General features: G+C 59.1%; 19 protein-coding genes. 9 read left to right on the top strand and 10 right to left on the bottom strand.

Features of this window, described 5'->3' with window-relative positions; genetic code table 11:
- Positions 1–5 precede the first annotated feature (5 nt).
- Genes GF108_RS09440 through GF108_RS09450 form a run of 3 tightly spaced genes read right to left on the bottom strand, consistent with a single transcriptional unit; the run spans position 6 to position 2,596 of the window.
- Positions 6–455: a DNA polymerase III subunit chi gene (locus GF108_RS09440; protein WP_153667754.1), complete on the bottom strand. Its 450-nt coding sequence runs from the start codon at positions 453–455 to the stop codon at positions 6–8.
- 13 nt (positions 456–468) lie between these two features.
- Positions 469–1,095 carry a glutathione S-transferase family protein gene (locus GF108_RS09445; protein ID WP_172982604.1) on the bottom strand — a complete coding sequence of 209 codons (627 nt, stop codon included), beginning with the start codon at positions 1,093–1,095 and terminating at the stop codon, positions 469–471.
- A 4-nt stretch (positions 1,096–1,099) separates the two neighbouring features.
- Entirely contained in the window at positions 1,100–2,596 is a 1,497-nt protein-coding gene (locus GF108_RS09450) for a leucyl aminopeptidase (RefSeq protein ID WP_153667756.1), read from the bottom strand.
- 286 nt (positions 2,597–2,882) lie between these two features.
- Here GF108_RS09450 and GF108_RS09455 point away from each other — a divergent pair, with 286 nt between their 5' ends.
- From GF108_RS09455 to rsmA, 6 genes are all read left to right on the top strand, one after another.
- Positions 2,883–4,085, top strand: coding sequence for an LptF/LptG family permease (locus GF108_RS09455; protein ID WP_036813177.1), 1,203 nt, complete (start codon positions 2,883–2,885; stop codon positions 4,083–4,085).
- Positions 4,082–5,170, top strand: a complete 1,089-nt coding sequence (lptG, locus tag GF108_RS09460; protein WP_153667757.1) for an LPS export ABC transporter permease LptG — start codon at positions 4,082–4,084, stop codon at positions 5,168–5,170. Before GF108_RS09455 ends, lptG begins: the two co-directional genes overlap by 4 nt.
- Before the next feature lies 1 nt (position 5,171).
- Positions 5,172–7,532 (top strand): LPS-assembly protein LptD, encoded by a 2,361-nt coding sequence (locus GF108_RS09465; protein WP_370462117.1) that lies wholly within the window; start codon positions 5,172–5,174, stop codon positions 7,530–7,532.
- Between the two features lie 132 nt (positions 7,533–7,664).
- Positions 7,665–8,618 carry a peptidylprolyl isomerase gene (locus tag GF108_RS09470; RefSeq protein ID WP_153667759.1) on the top strand — a complete coding sequence of 318 codons (954 nt, stop codon included), beginning with the start codon at positions 7,665–7,667 and terminating at the stop codon, positions 8,616–8,618.
- Positions 8,619–8,633: 15 nt separating this feature from the next.
- A complete protein-coding gene (gene pdxA / locus GF108_RS09475) occupies positions 8,634–9,659 on the top strand; it encodes a 4-hydroxythreonine-4-phosphate dehydrogenase PdxA (RefSeq protein ID WP_153667760.1) in 1,026 nt (341 codons plus the stop codon).
- Positions 9,656–10,477: a 16S rRNA (adenine(1518)-N(6)/adenine(1519)-N(6))-dimethyltransferase RsmA gene (gene rsmA / locus GF108_RS09480; protein ID WP_153667761.1), complete on the top strand. Its 822-nt coding sequence runs from the start codon at positions 9,656–9,658 to the stop codon at positions 10,475–10,477. Before pdxA ends, rsmA begins: the two co-directional genes overlap by 4 nt.
- Here rsmA and gmk read toward each other — a convergent pair.
- From gmk to fabD, 7 genes are all read right to left on the bottom strand, one after another.
- Positions 10,474–11,085: a guanylate kinase gene (gmk, locus tag GF108_RS09485; protein WP_027229797.1), complete on the bottom strand. Its 612-nt coding sequence runs from the start codon at positions 11,083–11,085 to the stop codon at positions 10,474–10,476. The genes rsmA and gmk overlap by 4 nt on opposite strands.
- A gap of 32 nt (positions 11,086–11,117) precedes the next feature.
- Positions 11,118–12,005 (bottom strand): YicC/YloC family endoribonuclease, encoded by an 888-nt coding sequence (locus GF108_RS09490; protein ID WP_153667762.1) that lies wholly within the window; start codon positions 12,003–12,005, stop codon positions 11,118–11,120.
- 40 nt (positions 12,006–12,045) lie between these two features.
- Complete coding sequence (mltG, locus tag GF108_RS09495) at positions 12,046–13,248, bottom strand: endolytic transglycosylase MltG (protein ID WP_036813190.1); 1,203 nt, start codon at positions 13,246–13,248, stop codon at positions 12,046–12,048.
- Positions 13,249–13,339: 91 nt separating this feature from the next.
- A complete protein-coding gene (fabF, locus tag GF108_RS09500) occupies positions 13,340–14,602 on the bottom strand; it encodes a beta-ketoacyl-ACP synthase II (protein WP_027229799.1) in 1,263 nt (420 codons plus the stop codon).
- 110 nt (positions 14,603–14,712) lie between these two features.
- Complete coding sequence (locus GF108_RS09505; RefSeq protein WP_008128530.1) at positions 14,713–14,949, bottom strand: acyl carrier protein; 237 nt, start codon at positions 14,947–14,949, stop codon at positions 14,713–14,715.
- A 258-nt stretch (positions 14,950–15,207) separates the two neighbouring features.
- Positions 15,208–15,945: a 3-oxoacyl-[acyl-carrier-protein] reductase gene (fabG, locus tag GF108_RS09510; protein WP_153667763.1), complete on the bottom strand. Its 738-nt coding sequence runs from the start codon at positions 15,943–15,945 to the stop codon at positions 15,208–15,210.
- A gap of 17 nt (positions 15,946–15,962) precedes the next feature.
- Positions 15,963–16,907 carry an ACP S-malonyltransferase gene (fabD, locus tag GF108_RS09515; protein ID WP_153667764.1) on the bottom strand — a complete coding sequence of 315 codons (945 nt, stop codon included), beginning with the start codon at positions 16,905–16,907 and terminating at the stop codon, positions 15,963–15,965.
- Positions 16,908–17,104: 197 nt separating this feature from the next.
- Between fabD and GF108_RS09520 the strand changes: the two genes are divergently transcribed.
- The 3 genes from GF108_RS09520 to rpsR all read left to right on the top strand — a co-directional run bounded on the left by GF108_RS09520 (position 17,105) and on the right by rpsR (position 18,276).
- The gene (locus GF108_RS09520) at positions 17,105–17,326 is read left to right on the top strand and encodes a type II toxin-antitoxin system HicB family antitoxin (RefSeq protein WP_153667765.1); all 222 of its coding nucleotides are present in this window, start codon (positions 17,105–17,107) and stop codon (positions 17,324–17,326) included.
- A 273-nt stretch (positions 17,327–17,599) separates the two neighbouring features.
- A complete protein-coding gene (rpsF, locus tag GF108_RS09525; protein WP_027229802.1) occupies positions 17,600–18,028 on the top strand; it encodes a 30S ribosomal protein S6 in 429 nt (142 codons plus the stop codon).
- Positions 18,028–18,276 carry a 30S ribosomal protein S18 gene (gene rpsR / locus GF108_RS09530; protein WP_027229803.1) on the top strand — a complete coding sequence of 83 codons (249 nt, stop codon included), beginning with the start codon at positions 18,028–18,030 and terminating at the stop codon, positions 18,274–18,276. The genes rpsF and rpsR overlap by 1 nt, the downstream gene beginning before the upstream one ends.
- Positions 18,277–18,321 lie beyond the last annotated feature (45 nt).

The raw sequence follows: 18,321 nt of genomic DNA on the forward strand, positions 1-18,321 counted from the left end.
AGCGCTCACGCTTTCTTCTCCCAACGACCCTCTGCGTTCTGCTGCCAATAGGTCAGCGTGTGCCCTTCGGTCTTCAACGCTTTCCACTGTTCCCGCGCTTGTTCGAGTTGCTGTTGGTCGTGGCCATCGAACATGAGCACCAGCCGGTCGTATTTCTCGACGTTGCGGGGTTCGGCACCATCGACGAGGAACCGCACCGTTGCGCCATTCGGATTGCCGTCGCCGGTCGTCAGGATGATTGGCTGCTCTTCCGGGTACGGCTCCAGATCGGTGGCATGGGCGAGGAACGAGGCGTCCGACCAAGTCCATAAATGGTTGTCAAGGCTGTCGCGGCGCTCTTCCGACCCTGTCTGGATCACCACCCTCCACTTGCGCTCCACCGATCGCTCGATCAAGCCGGGAAGCGCGTTTTCGAGCGTCGATTCCGTCAGATGGTAGAAAAGGATCTCGGTCATTGGGTCTCGGCGATCAAAATTTCGTATGTTGCGAACGCGTGGACGCCATGATCGGCAACGTTCGAACACCGTTCCACCATTCACGCAAGCGCGGCTGTTCGTCAATGAGGTTCGAGCCGATCGCCACGCTGTCGGCCGCAGCCAGCACGCTTGCGAGATAAAACGTCGCCAGCGTCGGGTCGGCAAAGGCGGCACCGGGCGATGCCGCGACAAAACTCTCAAGAACCCGCAGGACGCGCCGTCCGTCTTCAATGCTTTCGCGCGAAGGCTGCTCGCCGTCGCGCCACCAGAGCGGAACGTATATGCCCCACACGAGCGGCCGATAGCCGTAATTGTCGATGATGCGCATCAGCTGGCGCATACGCGCCGCAATTTCCACGTCCGTCGGAGTGAGGCTCAATGGTTCTAAGATTGCATCGATATAGTGGACTATGGCGTCCGTCTCATAGAGGCGAACGCCATCGATCTCGATGGCCGGAATGCGCTTGAAGGGATGGCGTAGATCGTAACCCTCCGGCACTGTTCCGCCTTCGAACGGATCGGTCTCGACCAGCTCGAACGCCAGGCCCTTCGCGTGAAGGACCAGCCGCACGATCCGCGTATAGACGCTTTCATCGAGACCGTAGAGTGTGACGTCCACCAGACTAGCCTTCAAAATTGTCCCTTACCAGGCGGTCGAGGAGCCGAACGCCGAAGCCCGAGGCCCAGGACTGGCTGTATTCGGTTGCCGGCGACCCCATGGCCGTACCCGCAACGTCCAGATGGGCCCAAGGCGTATCGCCGACAAAGCGCTTCAGGAATTGCGCGGCGATGATCGCACCGCCGTGACGCCCGCCAATGTTCTTCATGTCGGCGTTCTTGGTGTCGATCAGCTTGTCATATTCATCGCCGAGCGGCATGCGCCAAAGCTTCTCGCCAGTCGCCTCGCCTGCATCGAAGAGTTGCGTGGCAAGCGTATCGTCGTTGGAGAAAAGGCCGGCGCGGTAGACGCCGAGCGCCACCATGATGGCGCCGGTCAACGTTGCAAGGTTGACCATAAACTTCGGATTGAACCGGTCGTTGCAATAATAGAGCGCATCGGCGAGGACGAGACGTCCTTCCGCGTCGGTATTCAGCACTTCAATCGTCTGGCCCGACATCGACGTGACGATGTCGCCGGGGCGCTGCGCCTCGCCATTCACCATGTTCTCGACAAGGCCGATGATGCCGACCGCGTTGACCTTGGCCTTGCGGGACGCGAGGGCGTGCATGAGACCGGTCACGGCAGCGGCGCCGCCCATGTCGCCCTTCATTTCATCCATGCCGGCCGCAGGCTTGATGGAGATGCCGCCGGAATCGAAGGTAACGCCCTTGCCGACAAATGCGATCGGCTTGTCCTTGCCCTTCCCGCCGTGCCACTCCATGATCGCAAGGCGCGCCGGGCGGACAGAGCCTTGGGCAACGCCCAGAAGCGAGCCCATTCCGAGCTTTTTCATGTCCTTCTCGCTGAGGATTTCGACCTTCACATCGAGCTTCTTCAACTCCTCGACACGTTCGGCAAATTCGACCGGGCCAAGAATGTTGGCGGGTTCGTTCACAAGGTCGCGCGCCAGGGTCACGCCGGCAGCGATGGCCTCGGCGTCCGAATAGGCCTTCTTTGCCGCCTGCGGATCGGCAACATGAATGGTGATGCTGGCCGCCGACTTGCTCTCCTTGGCCTCATCGTCGTTCTTGCCCTTCTTCGTCTTGTATTTGTCGAAGGTATAGGCGCGCAGCAGCATGCCCAGCGCGAACTCGGCAGCATTTTCGGCGGAAATCTCGCTGGCCTGCAAAGCCAGGATCACCGACACATCCTTTGCCTTGCCCAATTTGGAGAACGCCGCGCCCCCGATCTTCAACCAGTCATCCGCCTTGAGCTTGGCGGGGTCTCCGGTGCCGACGAGGACGAGACTTTCGAGTTCGGTGGACGGCGCCACAGTCGACAGGGTTGCAGCGAGTTTTCCCTTGAAATCCGAGACACCGATGATACGCGAGAGCAGCGCCTGCCCGACGATAGATTCGGCCTCTGCAGCGGTCTTGCCCTCTGCGGCGACAAGCACGATCGCAGTGCCTTTCTCGACGGCTGCAAATTTGGCGAAACTGATGGATGGGCGTTTGGACATGATATCTCCAGATCGAACAAAACCGTGATTTTCCTATTCACCAGAGCGGTGAAAGAAGGGATGGTTGCGAAGAACCTTGACTAACATCTTGTTAACCAGCTTTCTTCGCCTATTTTTAGCCAAGCCTGACTAGAGTGAACATATGTCGGGTTTATTGAACATGTAACGGGTTCGTCCCATAGTGCGGCAAAAATAATGCCATGGAGTTCATGGCATGGATTAAGCAACCGGTGTTTTGTGGCCGGTCGGTCGAACGAAGTGGCGGAACTCTTTTGCGAAACATGACATGCGCCTGATTGAGATATATATCTTGCGACGGATCGTCGTCATGTTTTTTTCCGTCCTGCTGTCGGCGGTCGGGATCACATGGATCGTTCAGGTTCTGAACCGCATCAACTTCCTGACCACCAGCGGCCAAAGTTTTCTTTATATCCTGAAATTCAGCTCGAACCTGCTTCCGGCAGCATTTCCGATCGTGATGCCGTTCGCACTCGTGATCGCAGTGGCCCAGACGCTCTCGACCATGAATCAGGATTCGGAACTCGTCGTCATCAATGCCGCCGGTGCGCCGCGCTCCGCCGTCATCCGCCCCGTTTTGCTGTTTGCGGTCGTCATTTCGGCAGCGTCTTTCCTCATCAACAATTTCATCGTCCCCTACTCATCGATGAACATGCGGCAGATGGTTGCCGAAGCGCGCTCCGACGTCATCAACCTCGTCGTGCAACAGGGCACGTTCAAGGAGATCGACACGGACCTCTATCTGCAGATCGAGAACCGCGACGCGAATGGCGCGATAAAAGGGCTTTTCGTCTCCGATTCGCGCGACAAGACGACCGACCTCATCTACTACGCCAAGGACGGCCTGGTGTTCGATACGGGCGAGCAAAACCTTTTGATCATGAAAGATGGCGAGATCGATCGCCGCGACGTCCAGACGGGCAATGTCTCGATCATCAAGTTCAACACCTACGCGCTTGATCTTGCGGCAATGCTGCCGGCGGACGACGACAATGTCACCCTGTTTCCGAAGGACCGGCCACTGACCTATCTGCTGAGCCCGGATCCCAACGACAAATATTTCCAGCAGAACCCGCTGCGCTACCAGTCGGAGCTGTACAAGCGGCTGACAGACTGGATGTATCCCATTGTTTTTGCGTTGATCTCGCTCGCAGCCGCGGCCGATTCGCGCTCGCACCGCGAAGCCCGGGTATCGGCATCGTTTACGGCGATCACCCTTAGCCTCATCGTGTTCTGGCTCGGCTATTCCGCCGGGCAAAGCAGCGACAAGAATGCCTCGGTACTGCCCCTGCTCTTTGCATTCCCGATCGGCGCGGCCTTGCTGGCGACCTATGCACTTGTTACCAACCGCCAGATTGGCGTGCCGGTAAAATGGAGCAACTGGGTTCGCGATGCCTTTGCGACGCCGCAGACCGCCTTTGCCGGGGCTGGCGCAAGGCTCTTCCGTCGTGGACGCGGAGGACGCTCATGATCGGCTGGACCCTCGGGCGCTACTTCTTCCTGCGTTATGTGCAGATCACGATGTATTTCCTCTTCGGCAGCTTCGCACTGGCGCTGATTCTCGACTTCACCGAACTCTCGGGCAAGCTCTCGTCGCTCCCCGACTATTCGGCGATCCAGGCCTTTGGCCTTTCTGCGATGCGGGTTCCCTACATCATGCAGCAGGTGTTTCCCTTCATTGCCTTGTTCTCGGCAATGGCAACGCTGATTTCACTTAATCGCAAATATGAGCTGGTCGTCGCGCGCTCGGTCGGCGTCTCCGCCTGGCAGTTCCTCCTGCCCGCCTGCACCGGCGCACTGCTGTTCGGTCTCGTCGCTATTCTTCTCGTCAATCCCCTCGCCGCCTGGGGCTTCGACCGGAGTGAGCAGATCACGGCAAACTGGCGCGCCGGCAAGGCCAATGACGTGCAGGCCGATCGGGTGCCCTGGCTGCGGCAAAAGACGGAAGATGGCGAGACCATTATCGGTGCCAAGTCAGTGGTCAATCGCGGGTTGCGCCTGGTCGATGCGACCTTCATCAGGCTCGACAAGAATCAGGATATTCTAGAGCGGCTCGACGCCAAGGTAGCCGACCTTGAAGAGGGCTACTGGAAGCTCGCCGACGTTACCAAATTCGTCCTCGGCTCGACCCCTGTCGCGCAGGACGAGGTTCGGATCCCGACGCATCTTCGCCCTGAATTCGTTGAAGAAAGCCTCGCTCGGCCCGAGACCATTCCTTTTTTTGAGCTGCGTAACAAAATTGCCGCAGCCCGCTCATTTGGCTATCCAGCCAACGCTTTTGACATGCATTTCCAGTCTTTGCTGGCTTTGCCGGCTCTTCTGATGGCGATGACTTTAATCGCTGCAACCGTTTCGTTGAAATTTGTTCGTTTCGGACAATCGGGGACGATGATTCTGGGTGGCGTCCTCGCAGGCTTCGTGCTTTATGTCGTCACTGTTGTGGTCAAGGCATTCGGGAACGCAGGATTCGTCCCGCCTTTCGTCGCCGCATGGACACCCGTGCTGATTGCAACATTTTTTGGGGTCTCCTTTCTGTTGCACAAGGAGGATGGTTAGAGTGGGATTGAATGTAACGCGCTCGGTGTTGCCGACGTGGTTCGCACGGCTGGCGTGCGGGACGGCGGTTCTATGCCTTGCGGGCGGGATTTCACTCCCAGCCTATGCCCAGATGGGCGGCGCTGATGCGCTTACCGGAAATGTCCAGACCAACCCGAATGCCCAGCTTCTGCTGGAATCGGACGAACTCGTCTATGATATCAACGCCAAGACCATTTCCGCAGTCGGCGGTGTACAGATCGATTATGACGGCAACAGGCTTGTTGCGCGTCAGGTTACCTATGACCAGAAGACCGGGCGCCTCAAGGCGATGGGCAAGGTCGAACTCGTCGAAAAAGACGGCAATCGCATCTATGCCGAAAATCTCGACGTTACCGACGATTTCCGCGAAGGCTTCGTCAATGCCTTGCGCGTTGAAGCAGCCGACAATACCCGCTTTGCGGCAGAGAGCGCCGAACGTATCGGCGGTGAGCTGACCGTCTTCAACAATGGCATCTATACGGCGTGCGAGCCGTGCCGCGCCAAGCCCGATCGTGCGCCGATCTGGCAGGTCCGCGCCCAGAAGATCGTCTGGAACGGCAAGAAGAAAACGATCCGCTTCGAGCGCGGCCGGTTCGAAATGTTCGGCATGCCCCTGGCTTATCTGCCATCATTCGAAATTGCCGACCCGACCGTCAAGCGCAAGAGCGGCTTCCTGATGCCGAGTTACCAGCATGAAACCGAGCTTGGCTCGGGTATTTCCGTTCCCTATTTCTGGGCCCTGGCGCCGAACTACGACCTGACGACGACTGGCACCTACTATACCAAGCAGGGCTTTCTGGGCGATGTCGAGTGGCGGCACCGGCTGGCCAACGGCGCCTATACGTTAAGGCTCGCCGGCATCAGCCAGCAGGATCCGAATACATTCTCTCCGGGTGAGCCGGAAGACCGGAAGACCAATCGCGGCATGATCGGATCGACAGGCGCGTTCCAGATCAATCCACGCTGGTCCTACGGCTGGAATCTCATGGCCCAGTCGGACAAGTCGTTCGCGTACCGCTACGGGATCGAGGGCTATTCGGGCTATAATATCACCGACCAGATCTATTTGACGGGTATAAACGACCGCAACTATTTCGATGCGCGGCTGTATCGCTTCCATGTCCAGGAAAGCATTCCGGATCAGAACCCTGACGGAACGCCGAATGGTTCCTCGCAGCCGAAGCAGCCATACGTCCTGCCCGTCGTCGACTATGCCTACTACCTGCCACAATCAGTGGCAGGCGGCGAACTCAGTTTTGACGTGAATTTGCAGAATCTGCATCGCGACGAAGAGGACGGCACGACCCCCATCGGCTTGAACCGAGCCGGTTATCTCTCCGGTGTCGAGGGCAATGACGGCCGCATCACTGGTGAAGCGGAATGGAAACGCACATTCATCGCAGATAATGGCCTGGTCATCACCCCAATTCTCGCTTTGCGCGCCGATGGCATGTACGTCGATTCCGACTCGATCGGCGTGACCCGATCCGAGGCCTTCCGCGGCATGGCGACAGCCGGCATGGAAACCAAATGGCCGATACTCTTCTCCACGACGAGTTCGACGCATATTCTCGAGCCCACTGCGCAGCTCTTCGTGCGCAACGACGAGCCCTATAATGGCGAGATGCCGAACGAAGACGCGCAAAGCTTCGTGTTCGACGCCTCCAGCCTTTTCGACCGCGACAAATATTCCGGTTATGACCGCATCGAAGGCGGCACGCGCGCCAATCTCGGTTTCCGTTATTCCGGCACGTTCAACAATGGCTGGTCGCTCAACGGTATCGCCGGCCAATCCTTCCAGCTCGGCGGCCTGAATTCTTTTGCGGGGCCCGATTTTGTCAATGCAGGTGCTGAATCCGGGCTTGATTCGGCGCGCTCCGACTATGTGGCAATGATCGGCGCCAATCGCGGTGGCTTCACCCTGACAACCGGCGGCCGTTTCGACAAGGACTCGTTTGCAGTTCGGCGCGCCGAAGTCGCCAGCACCGAAACGGGTAAATACGGCACGCTCTTCGTCAAATATGCTTTTATCGACGCGCAGCCGACCTATGGCTTCTCTGACGACAGGCATGAGGCAACGGTCGGTGGATCGTTGAAGATGACACCGAACTGGCGGGTTCTCGGATCCGGCACGTACGACATCTTCCACGAAGCGCTGGTCAAGCGTACGGCGGCCCTCGCCTATGACGACGAGTGCTTTACCTACATGATGTACTATCAGCAGGAACAACCCATCACCTCGACGGGTGACAAGGGCGACGAAACGACGAAGTTCGGCTTCAATATTTCGTTCCGGACGTTGTGGGAATTCGGCAAGCCGGTTGATATCGGCGGTATCTGATCGCTCGCATGACAGGCTGTACTTGCAGCCAGTCATGCTTTTGCCTTACTAGAGCGACAATAGAGTGTCACGAGAACCCATAAGACTACCATCCATTCGGCAAGAATGGCCTATGATCGGATATAGTGGAACATGATGGCGAGGAAACATCTACTTGTAGCACTTATTGCTGCCGCTTTGACCTCTACGCTCCTGGGCGGAACGGCCGTGCCTGCCGCGGCGAGCGAGGTCAAGGTCATCGTCAACGGTATTCCGATCACCGATTACGACATCACCAAGCGGGCCGCATTCCTCAAACTGCAGAAGAAGAAGGGCAACCTCAACCAGGAAGCCCGGGACGAATTGACGACCGAAGCGCTCAAGCGCCAGGAATTGAAGCGGCTCAATCTTCTCGTTTCGGACGGTGAAGTGAACGACGCCTATGCGCGTTTTGCCACCAACAACAAGATGTCGCTCGATCAGCTCAATACTATTCTCGACAAGTCCGGCGTCACTTCCACTCACTTCAAGGAATTTATCCGCATCCAGATGAGCTGGGGCCGCGCGCTTTCCACGCGCAACAAATCCCAGGGCGGTGTTCGCGTATCGGAGCAGGAAGCCGTCCAACGCATGTTGAAGGATGGCGGCAAGAAACCGGTTTCGACCGAGTACAAGTTGCAGCAAGTGATCTTTGTCGTGCCGGCGAATAATCGCGGCATACTCGCGAAAAGGCGGGCGGAAGCCAACGCCCTCCGCGCCCGCTTCAACGGCTGCGAAAACACACGTGAGATCGCCAAGGGCACGCTCGACGTAACGGTGCTCGATCTAGGCAAGTTCGTCGAACAGGAACTGCCGCCGGAATGGTCGAAGCAGGTCATCTCGACGCCGGTCGGCCAGGCGACAACGACACTCGATACTGGCAAGGGCGTTGAATTCCTTGGCGTATGCGCATCACGCCAGGTTTCGGACGACCGCGTTGCCCGCATGGTGTTCTCGCAGGAGGATGCTGCGGCCACCGGCGACGGCAAGAAGGATGCAACCGCCGAAGCCGTCGACAAGAAATACATCGAAGAACTGCGCAGCAAGGCGAAAATCGTCAACGAATGATCGGATTGCACGCGCATGAATGCCGCCCTCGCCGTTAGTTCCGGTGATCCGTCGGGCATTGGCCCCGACATAGCCATTGCCGCCTGGCAATTGCGCCAGGAAATGCAAATTCCTGCCTTCTTCCTCCTCGCCGATCCGGATTTCGTTCGCTCGCGGGCATTGCGGTTGGGGCTGGATGTTCCGGTTGAGCCGACAAACCCGAAAACTGCGGCAGGAACTTTTGATCGGGCACTGCCGGTAATACCGTTGCAGCACCCGCAGATCGACAGGCCGGGTGTGCCGCTGGTGGCGAATGCTGCCGCGACGATCGAGGCAATAGAGCGCGCGGTTGCGCTCACGCTGGCGGGTGAAGCCCATGCGGTCGTCACCTGCCCCATCGCCAAGAAACCGCTCTACGAAGCAGGGTTCAAATATCCCGGACACACCGAGTTTCTTGCTCATCTTGCCGGCGAACATCTCGGCCATAAGGTCACGCCTGTCATGATGCTCGCGGGTCCCGAACTTCGCGCAGTGCCGGTCACCATCCACATTGCGCTAAACAAAGTGGCGACGGTCCTGGATGCAGCGACAATTCTCACGGTTTCCCGCATTACAGCCCTCGCCTTGAAAGAGCAGTTCGGTATCGCTCATCCGCGCCTCGCCATTGCCGGGCTCAACCCGCACGCCGGCGAACACGGCAGCATGGGCATGGAAGACGAGACGATTGTCCGTCCAGCCGTCGAGACGTTGCGCGCCGAGGGTATCGACGCGCGGGGGCCGCTTCCGGCCGACACCATGTTCCACGCCGCGGCGCGCACCCAATATGATGCAGCCATCTGCATGTATCACGATCAGGCGCTCATTCCGGTAAAGACGCTCGGCTTTGATGACAGCGTTAACGTAACGCTCGGCTTACCATTTGTCCGTACCTCGCCGGACCACGGCACCGCATTCGACATAGCCGGCACGGGAAAAGCCAAGCCCGACAGCCTCATCGCCGCGCTCAGACTGGCCGGAGAGCTTCACTCCAAGCGCGCCCAACTGAAGCGCCCTGCCGCATGAGTATCGACAGCCTGCCGCCGCTACGAGAGGTCATCGAACGGCATGGCCTGATGGCGAAAAAGTCGCTCGGCCAGAACTTTCTGTTTGATCTCAACCTGACAGCGAAGATTGCGCGGCAAGCGGGTGATCTCGCGGGACAAACCGTCATCGAGGTTGGTCCTGGTCCTGGAGGATTGACGCGCGCCCTGCTCGCGCAAGGTGCCCATGTCATCGCCATCGAACGCGATGAACGCTGCCTCGCTGCCCTTCAGGAAATAGCCGATCACTATCCGGGTGCGCTCAAGGTCATTCCCGGCGATGCGCTGGAAGTCGACTTCAAGCAGTTGGCCAATGGCAGCGACGTCAAGATCGTTGCCAACCTGCCTTACAATGTCGGCACGCAATTGCTGATTGGCTGGCTCCTCAGCGAGCCTTGGCCGCCGTTCTACGCGTCGCTGACGCTGATGTTGCAGCGCGAAGTGGCCGAACGGATTGTCGCGAGGCCGGGTTCCGACGCCTATGGGAGGCTCGGCGTTCTCGCAGGCTGGCGGACCGAGGCAAAAATCACCTTCGATGTGCCGCCGCAGGCATTTACTCCGCCGCCCAAGGTGACTTCATCCGTCGTGCACCTCGTCCCGCGCCAGTCGCCACTCGCGTGCGATGCAGCGACGCTGGGGCGTGTGACCCAGGCAGCATTCGGCCAGCGACGAAAAATGCTGCGGCAGAGCATCAAGCCGCTTGGCGGCGAGGCATTGCTGCAGAAGGTCGGGATCGACCCGACCCGGCGCGCTGAAACGCTCTCGATCGAAGAATTCGTTGCGCTCGCAAACGCTCTTTAGAGCTTTTCTTCGAGCAGGCCGCTGACAAAATCGAAGAGGCCCGGGCAGCGGTCACGCCGCAGCCGTTCGGCCGTGACGATCGACTGTACCTGATGAAATGCTTCGTCGAGATCCTCGTTGACCACGACATAGTCATATGAACGCCAGCGTTCGATTTCGTTGCGCGCATTGCGCAGGCGCATGTCGATGACTTCCTCGGTGTCTTCGGCGCGGCGATGCAGGCGCTGCTTCAGGTGCGCCATCGAGGGCGGCAGGATGAAGATACTGACAATGTCGCCCTTCATCTTTTCCTGGAGCTGCAACGCGCCCTGCCAGTCGATATCGAAAAGCATGTCCTGACCATCGGCGAGAGCATTTTCAGCGGCCTCACGCGGCGTGCCGTAAAAATTGCCATGCACTTCGGCCCATTCGATCAGCGCGTCGCTGTCGCGCAGGCGTTCAAATTCACGAACCGAGATGAAATGATAGTGCACCCCTTCGATTTCGCTGGCGCGGCGCGGGCGCGTCGTCACGCTGATCGAAAGCGAGAGCTTCAATCCGGTATCATTGAGCAACAACCGGGCGAGCGTTGATTTTCCTGCACCGGACGGGGACGACAGGACCAGCATGAGACCGCGTCGCTTGATGCTGTTGAACATGATTACTCCAGATTCTGAATTTGCTCGCGCAATTGATCCACAACGGCCTTCAGGTCAAGCCCAATTGTCGTGATCGATGCCGCATTGGCCTTCGAACAGAGCGTATTGGACTCGCGATTGAATTCCTGCGTAAGGAAATCGAGCTTGCGGCCGACGCCATTGCCTTCTTTCAGAAGCGCGCGCGCCGATGCCACATGCATCTCCAGCCGGTCGAGTTCTTCTTGTATATCCGCCTTGGTGGCGAGGAAGGCCGCTTCCATGTGCAGGCGCGCCTCATCGAGTGCAGGCGCCGCATCGAGAAGAAGGGCGACCTGAGCGGCGAGACGGGCACGAATTGCTTCAGGCGAGCGGCTCGGATCAAGCCGCGCCTGCTGCGCCAGCATCTCGATTGTCGTGATCTGCACCCGCAATATCTCGCCGAGCGCCTTGCCTTCGGCCTGACGATTATGCGCGAGTTCGATGAGCGTTTCGTCAAGCACAGCCAGGACCGCGTGTTCGAGTTCGCTCTGGTCGCCCGGCAAGACCACCTCCTGCGGCACGTCCAGCACGCCGCGCAATGCCATCAGGCCCTCCGGCGTCGACGGCGCAAGGCCGTACTCCTCGCGAAGATGTGCGGCGATGGAAGCCAACTCCTTGAGGAGCGGCTCGTTGACGATGGCGCGACCGATATTCGCTGTGCGATCCACGGTCAACGTCGCCTGGAAGTTGCCACGCTTGAAATGCTGCGCGACGAAATTGCGCGCCTTCTGTTCGATTGCTTCAAGCCCTGCCGGCAGTCGAAACCGCACGTCGAGACCCTTGCCATTGACCGATTTGATCTCCCAGGAAATCTGTGCGCCGGCCATATTGCGAAGGTGCCGGGCAAACCCCGTCATGCTTTGCAGTGACATTGTGCCCCCTCGAGCCCGGCTTCAATGCGGGCTCGTCCGTTTAGTTGCCGCTATCGACGTCCGGTGCGGCGTTCTTGTCGCCTGTCGCCGCCTTGGCAGCCTCATCCAGGCGATTCTTCTCGACCTCGCGCCAGCGCTTCACATTATCATTATGTTCTTCAAGCGTCGCAGCAAACACATGACCGCCGGTCCCATCGGCAACGAAATAAAGCTCGTTGGTCTGCGATGGATGGGCAACGGCCTCCAGCGCATCGCGCCCGGGATTGGCAATCGGCCCAGGCGGCAGCCCGTTCACCGTATAGGTGTTATAGGGTGTCGGCTTTTCGAGGTCCGATTTCAGGATAGGCCGATCCGTCGGCTTGCCCTTGCCGCCGAACAAACCGTAGAGGATTGTCGGATCAGACTGGAGCCGCATTTTCTTGTTGAGGCGGTTGATGAAGACAGCGGCGACGCGCGGGCGTTCATCCGCCTTGCCGGTCTCTTTCTCAACGATTGAGGCAAGCGTGACGAATTCATCGATGGTCTTCAGCGGAACGCTGGGGTCGCGACGCTCCCAGATGTCGTCGACAAGCTTCTTCTGGTCGGCCTGCATCTTCTTGACGAGTTCCTCGCGCGTCGTGCCGCGTGAGAAGCGCATCGTATTGGCAAAGAGCGAACCTTCCGCCGGCAAAACTGCGGGCAGATCACCAGTGAGAACATCGTCCTCCTGAATGCGCTCGAAAATCTGCTCGACCGTCAGTCCTTCGGGAATTGTCAGCGAATGAAGCACGGACTTGCCGCTGCGCAGAAGATCCATGATCTCGTGCATCGACGCCCCGGCCTTGATCTCATATTCGCCGGCCTTCATATCGTTCTGAAAGCCGTAGGCGCGCACTGCATATTTAAACACGCGGGCATCGGAAATGATGCCCCGGCGCTCAAGCCCGTCGGCAATCTCGGCAAAACCTGTACCGCTCTTCACCACGTAATTGGTTGTAACTTCGGTAGGCCCCGCCTCGTTGAAGGCGATTTTGCCGAAGTACACCGCAGCGGCGGCGGCCAACACCACCAGCACAACCAGCGAGAACAGAAAATTCGCGAAAACGACGATCTGGCTGCGGGCGCGCCGCGAACGCTTCTTCGGCGCAGGCGGGGGCGTACCCGGCTCAGGACGCAAAGCTTCCGACGCCGATTGCGGCACGATCGGTTTGCGCGCCGGCGCACTGCCGGCGTTCGCGTCTCCAGACTGTTGATCTGAGCTCACTCAAGCACCTCGGATATCCTCTGCTCTAGAGCCGGTAGAATCGATTGCGAATATGGCGAAAGCGCGAATGAGCGCTCCCGCCATGCTCGCATCACTGTTGATAACGCCGCAATACGAGCGAAGCGTTCGTGCCGCCGAAACCGAAGGAATTGGACAGGGCGATATCGATCTTGCGTTCGCGCGGCTTGTGCGGGACGAGATCGATCTTGGTTTCCTTCGACGGATTGTCGAGATTGATGGTGGCAGGCGCGATATTGTCACGAATGGCGAGGACGCAGAACACAGCCTCGGTGGAACCTGCCGCGCCGAGAAGGTGGCCGATCGACGACTTCGTCGAAGACATGGAAATTTTCGATGCAGCATCGCCGACAACGCGCTCGACCGCACCGAGTTCGATGGTGTCGGCCATGGTCGAGGTACCGTGAGAGTTGATGTAATCGATATCGTCAGGCGTTATACCAGCGCGCTTCAGGGCCATTTCCATGCAGCGCTGCGCACCTTCGCCATCCTCTGACGGGGCGGTGATGTGATAGGCATCGCCAGAAAGACCGTAGCCGATCACTTCAGCGTAAATCTTTGCACCGCGTGCCAGGGCATGTTCGAGCTCTTCAAGGACGACAACACCAGCGCCCTCGCCCATGACGAAGCCATCGCGGTCCTCGTCATAGGGCCGCGAAGCAGCCGTCGGATCATCGTTGCGCGCCGTCGACAACGCCTTGCATGCAGCAAAGCCGGCAAGCGAAATGCGGCTGACCGGTGATTCCGTACCGCCGGCAACCATCACGTCGGCATCGCCAAAGGCAATCAGACGCGAGGCATCGCCGATCGCATGCGCGCCGGTCGAACAGGCGGTGACGACCGAATGGTTCGGCCCGCGCAGCTTGTGCTTGATCGAAACGTGCCCGGAGGCGAGATTGATCAAGCGGCCCGGAATGAAAAATGGCGAAATGCGCCGGGGACCTCTGTCCCGCAGCGTATAACCAGCCTCGACGATACCCTCGAGACCGCCAATGCCCGATCCGATCAGCACGCCGGTGCGAATCTGGTCTTCATCGCTCTCCGGCGCCCATTTGGCATCGGCAAGCGCCTGATCGGCGGCCGCCACGGCGTAGATGATGAATGGATCGACCTTGCGCTGCTCCTTGGGCTCCATCCATTCATCCGGATTGAACGTCCCGTCGGTGCCGTCGCCTACCGGAATGCGACAAGCGATCTTGCAGGGCAGATCATCAACTTCGAATTCCGTCACGCGCCGGGCACCACTTTGGCCTGCGAGCAAACGAGACCAGGTGGCTTCAACACCGGATGCGAGAGGAGACACCAGCCCAAGGCCGGTTATGACAACGCGCCTCATGGCCGATCCTTCAATGTCATATGCAACATGATTATTTCCGGCTCCACGCATGAACGAGGAAGGCAGAACACCTTACATCACCATCCACGCGGTGGCGAGCCGAACGAAAATCAGGCCTGTGCCTTGTCGATGAACTTGACCGCATCGCCGACTGTCAGAATCGTCTCAGCAGCATCATCGGGAATTTCGACGCCGAATTCTTCTTCAAAGGCCATCACGAGCTCGACAGTATCAAGGCTGTCGGCGCCCAGATCGTCGATGAAGCTCGCACCATCGGTGACTTTCTCGGCATCAACGCCCAGATGTTCAATGACGATTTTCTTGACGCGTTCTGCAGTATCACTCATGTGGAACCTCAACCTGTTTGTTTTTTCCTATGCCTTGGTTAGCGGCACGGATGACTCTAATCAAGCAATAAGATGGTTGTTTTACCCTCTTCGGCAGCCAAAACACCCACCCATGCGGCTCTTTCCTTGCGGAATTTGAAAGGACATCAAATCGGTTTGACTGCCCAAACTGGTGCGCGACTTATCACGCTTTATTCGTCGCCTCAATCTCATAAATGGGATTGGACCCAATACCCACCGATACCTGCACTAACAGGCTCAAATCATTGCCATGCCGCCGTTGACGTGAATGGTCTGGCCGGTGACGTATGCGGCCTCGCTGCTGGCAAGGTAGGCAACCGACGAAGCCACCTCGGCACCGGTGCCCATGCGGCGCATCGGGATGGCGGCCATGATGCTTTCCTTCTGCTTGTCGTTGAGCTTGTCGGTCATGGCCGATTCGATGAAACCCGGCGCGACGCAATTGACCGTCACGTTGCGGCTGGCAATCTCTTGCGCCAGCGACTTCGTAAAGCCGATCAGGCCGGCTTTGGACGCAACATAGTTGGTCTGGCCCGGATTGCCGGTGACGCCGACGACGGAGGTGATGTTGATGATGCGGCCATAGCGGCGGCGCATCATCGGATGCGTCAGCTCGCGTGTCAGCCGGAAGACGGCCGTCAGATTGACCTCGAGCACGCTGTCCCAATCGGCGTCGCTCATGCGAACGAAAAGACCGTCCTTGGTGATCCCGGCATTATTGACGAGGATGTCGACGCCTTCGAGGTCGGCTTCCGCCTTCTCGCCCAGCGCCTTGACTTCTTCGCGGCTCGAAAGGTTGGCCGGGAAAATCTTGACGCGGTCGCTGAATTCGCCGGCCAGGGATTCCAGTTTCTCGACACGGGTGCCATGCAGCCCGACTGTGGCGCCCTGTGCGTGCAGCATCCGCGCGATCGCCTCGCCAATGCCCCCTGTCGAGCCCGTCACGAGCGCCTTGCGGCCGGTCAGATCAAACATGGTATGTCCCTCTTGTCTCAGGCGTTGAGCGCGGCGACTGCCGCATCGATGTCTTCCGGCGTACCGATGGCGACCCCGGAAATGTCCTTGTTGATACGGCGGGCAAGGCCGGTCAGCACTTTGCCGGCACCGATCTCATAGAGCGTCGTCACGCCATTTGCGCCGAACCACTCGACGGTTTCGCGCCAGCGCACCTGGCCGGTGACCTGCTCGACCAGCAGCCGGGCGATTTGATCGGCGGAGGTGACGGGCGTTGCGCGCACATTGGCAATGAGCGGCACGATCGGATCCTGCATGCGCACAGCGGCGAGCGCTTCGCGCATGGCCTCAGCCGCCGGCGCCATCAGCGCCGAGTGGAAAGGCGCGGATACGGGCAGCATGATAGCCCGTTTTGCGCCCTTCGCCGTTGCCAGCGCCGCCGCCGCCTCGACAGGGGCCTTCGCCCCGGAAATCACCAGCTGGCCGCCGCCATTGTCGTTGGCGATCTGCACAGGTCCTCCGGCAGACGCTTCTTTGCAAACTGCTTCGACATCGGCGTGCTCCAGCCCGATGATCGCGGCCATGGCGCCCTCGCCGGCGGGAACGGCCTTTTGCATGGCATTGCCGCGAATACGCAGAAGCCGGGCCGTGTCGGCGAGCGAGAACGTGCCGGCCGCGCAAAGTGCCGAATATTCGCCGAGCGAATGCCCGGCAACGCAGGCGACCTTGTCCTGCAGCGAGACACCCTTTGCCTCAAGGACGCGCAGGACGGCGATGGAAACCGCCATCAGCGCCGGCTGGGCATTGGCTGTCAGGGTCAGGGTCTCTTCCGGGCCTTCCCAGATAATTGCCGATAGCTTCTCGCCAAGGGCTTCATCCACCTCGTCGAACACCGCACGCGCTTCAGCGAAGTTGTCCGCCAGCGCCTTACCCATGCCGACGGCCTGGCTTCCCTGTCCCGGGAAGGTGAATGCTATGGACATGGAAGGGCCTCCAATCGTTCGCTCGCTTGTCAATCTGACGCGCGATGTGCCTATGGGCAAGCGCGAAGTCAAGCTTTGATGCTGCAGCGGCCGGCAAGCCCACAGTATTGAACCAATTGTCATATTGACTGCAGCCAACGCACTGCTCATCAATTCTGGCTCAGCGTCCAGTTCGTCGACGCCCGTCAGGAGCGCAAATGACCTACCATAAGTATCCGGTCGTGGTCTCGCCGCTCTCCGAGGATGATGGCGGCGGTTTCGTGGCCTACGTTCCCGACTTGCCCGGGTGCATGAGCGATGGCAGCACGCCGGAAGAGGCCGTTCACAATGCCTACGACGCCATCGAAGCCTGGCTGGAAGCTGCACATGATCACGGTCGGCCGATCCCGGCACCATCGTCGAGGCTTACATCCGCTTGAATCGGCCGATCCCGCTGCCTCGAATATTCTCGGGCGGGCGGGTTGCTTCTTTGACCTTTTGCCCGTATAAGCCGCCCGTTCATTGCTCGGCGTCAGCTGGGGGCTGAACGGAGGGCCGGATCAAGCATCCGTCGAAGCGTAAAGCTTCAGCCTCCCGTGTCTCCGCTCTCGATCGTCTCCATCAGCGTCCTTTCTTCCCCGGTCTTCCGGCAGAGAGATTCGCAGAGGTTTACCGTTGATGCCGGGCAATATTAACGAAGAAAGGCAAAGACAATGGCTCTTTATGAACATGTGTTCCTTGCCCGACAGGACATTTCGCAGCAGCAGGTCGATGCGCTTGTAGAACAGTACAAGGGCATCATCGAGACCAATGGCGGATCAGTCGGGCGTATCGAAAGCTGGGGACTGCGTGCCCTCACCTATCGTATCAACAAGAACCGCAAGGCGTATTACTCGCTTCTCAACATCACTGCTCCGGCAGCGGCTGTTGCCGAACTCGAGCGCCAGCAGCGCATCAATGAAGACGTCCTGCGCTTCATGACGATCCGCGTCGACGAACACGAGGAAGGCCAGTCGGCCATGCTCGCACGTCGCGACGATCGCCGTGACCGTGACGACAACAAGTTCGGTGGCCGCGACGACGATCGTCCGCGCCGTCCGCGTCGTCCGCGTGACAACGAAGCCGGTGAAGGAGCAGAATAATGGTTGATATCAATCAGATCCCGACCCGCCGTCCCTTCCATCGCCGCCGCAAGACCTGCCCGTTCTCGGGTGCGAATGCGCCGAAGATCGACTACAAGGACATCAAGCTCCTGTCGCGCTACATTTCCGAGCGTGGCAAGATCGTTCCTTCCCGTATCACGGCTGTCAGCCAGAAGAAGCAGCGCGAACTCGCCCAGGCGATCAAGCGTGCACGTTTCCTCGGCCTCCTGCCCTACGTTGTGAAGTAAGACAAGACCGAAGGCGGCAGCCCAGCCGCCGCCTTCCTTGCCATC

This window comes from Phyllobacterium sp. SYP-B3895, assembly GCF_009647635.1.
In the GTDB taxonomy this organism is placed as follows: Bacteria; Pseudomonadota; Alphaproteobacteria; order Rhizobiales; family Rhizobiaceae; genus Phyllobacterium; species Phyllobacterium pellucidum.

Bases quoted from the DNA above. Each gene is read 5' to 3' on its own strand.
- GF108_RS09440 (WP_153667754.1), bottom strand. From the start codon at position 455: ATGACCGAGATCCTTTTCTACCATCTGACGGAATCGACGCTCGAAAAC.
- GF108_RS09450 (WP_153667756.1), bottom strand. From the start codon at position 2,596: ATGTCCAAACGCCCATCCATCAGTTTCGCCAAATTTGCAGCCGTCGAG.
- GF108_RS09455 (WP_036813177.1), top strand. From the start codon at position 2,883: ATGCGCCTGATTGAGATATATATCTTGCGACGGATCGTCGTCATGTTT.
- lptG (WP_153667757.1), top strand. From the start codon at position 4,082: ATGATCGGCTGGACCCTCGGGCGCTACTTCTTCCTGCGTTATGTGCAG.
- GF108_RS09470 (WP_153667759.1), top strand. From the start codon at position 7,665: ATGATGGCGAGGAAACATCTACTTGTAGCACTTATTGCTGCCGCTTTG.
- pdxA (WP_153667760.1), top strand. From the start codon at position 8,634: ATGAATGCCGCCCTCGCCGTTAGTTCCGGTGATCCGTCGGGCATTGGC.
- rsmA (WP_153667761.1), top strand. From the start codon at position 9,656: ATGAGTATCGACAGCCTGCCGCCGCTACGAGAGGTCATCGAACGGCAT.
- gmk (WP_027229797.1), bottom strand. From the start codon at position 11,085: ATGCTGGTCCTGTCGTCCCCGTCCGGTGCAGGAAAATCAACGCTCGCC.
- GF108_RS09490 (WP_153667762.1), bottom strand. From the start codon at position 12,005: ATGTCACTGCAAAGCATGACGGGGTTTGCCCGGCACCTTCGCAATATG.
- fabF (WP_027229799.1), bottom strand. From the start codon at position 14,602: ATGAGGCGCGTTGTCATAACCGGCCTTGGGCTGGTGTCTCCTCTCGCA.
- GF108_RS09505 (WP_008128530.1), bottom strand. From the start codon at position 14,949: ATGAGTGATACTGCAGAACGCGTCAAGAAAATCGTCATTGAACATCTG.
- fabG (WP_153667763.1), bottom strand. From the start codon at position 15,945: ATGTTTGATCTGACCGGCCGCAAGGCGCTCGTGACGGGCTCGACAGGG.
- fabD (WP_153667764.1), bottom strand. From the start codon at position 16,907: ATGTCCATAGCATTCACCTTCCCGGGACAGGGAAGCCAGGCCGTCGGC.
- GF108_RS09520 (WP_153667765.1), top strand. From the start codon at position 17,105: ATGACCTACCATAAGTATCCGGTCGTGGTCTCGCCGCTCTCCGAGGAT.
- rpsF (WP_027229802.1), top strand. From the start codon at position 17,600: ATGGCTCTTTATGAACATGTGTTCCTTGCCCGACAGGACATTTCGCAG.
- rpsR (WP_027229803.1), top strand. From the start codon at position 18,028: ATGGTTGATATCAATCAGATCCCGACCCGCCGTCCCTTCCATCGCCGC.